Origin of the sequence: Prevotella sp. P4-119 (assembly GCF_002251345.1) — a bacterium.
GTDB lineage: Bacteria > Bacteroidota > Bacteroidia > Bacteroidales > Bacteroidaceae > Prevotella.
In genome coordinates this window covers 1-1035 of record NZ_NPJB01000112.1, presented here as the reverse complement: position 1 = coordinate 1035, position 1035 = coordinate 1, and the positions used below count along the sequence as shown (strand labels likewise).

Below are 1035 nucleotides of genomic sequence, written 5' to 3'. Positions count from 1 at the left end.
AATTAACGTGAGTTCGACGAATTAGAATAAGGTCAATTGTCTATCAATAGTCCTTTGAACGGCAATTGTAGGTTTCTTAGGAAAGAAGCAATATGCTGCCAAAGCTCCAAGAGTATTGACAATGAAGTTGTCGAAAGATCTGTGTCTGGAATGTTCCACCTGTGCAATATTCTTAAGTTCATCGTTAACGGTCTCTATGATAGCCCGCTTTCTAAGCAAGAGTCTATCTGATATTTTCATGATAGACCCCTTCATGTTGCTTTTTAGTTTCGTGATAAGTTGTATCCCATCAACGAAAAGTTTATCGAATAGGTTCTTGCCTATATACCCCTTGTCTCCAACAAGTTTGCCGTAGATGAAATCAACAAAGGCTTTATATTCCAATGGTTTACGGTCGCAATATCACCTGGAGTAATCATAAAATTCAGCAATTCTCCTTTTTCATTACATATCAGATGAAGCTTAAAACCGAAGGACCATCCCATAGAACATTTACCTCTTTGAGCGATACCTTTAAATGTCTTATGGATAAGGATTCTCTGGTTCCTACATACACGAAGAGGGGTGCTATCCACGAAACTGATTCCTGTACATTTTCCTAAAAGCACCTTCTTTATAAAGATAGTTAAAGGAATAGCAATAGTCTTCTAGAGTTCCACAAAACGATTGTATGACACAACATTGGGAAACAAGTGTCGAAGATGCACACATACATATTCTTTGTAGAAATGCTTCAAGCAACGAAAGCCTAAACTGTGAAAAAGTATAATGACAACCATAATTTCGGCCTTTGACATAGTCGATTCACGATGGTATTTGCGTTTTAAATTGCTTTTTATGGTGTATTTTTCCATTTGGGCATCAAAAACTTTGCAGAAGTCATCTGCAATACAGAAAATTTCAGTAACTTTGTCCTCGGTGATCATAGCGATTATTGTTTGTAAACTTTTGATTTTTTAGCACCTTAAAGTTACAACAATTTTCGCTAATCACCAAATTTTTAGACACTTATATTTCGTCGAACTCACGTTAAAT

Annotated in this window: 1 pseudogene; it reads right to left on the bottom strand. The window is 36.0% G+C overall.

Annotated features, from left to right (window positions below):
* Positions 1-21: 21 nt before the first annotated feature.
* A pseudogene (locus CIK89_RS13265) lies at positions 22-926 on the bottom strand (IS982 family transposase).
* Between the last annotated feature and the right edge of the window lie 109 nt (positions 927-1035).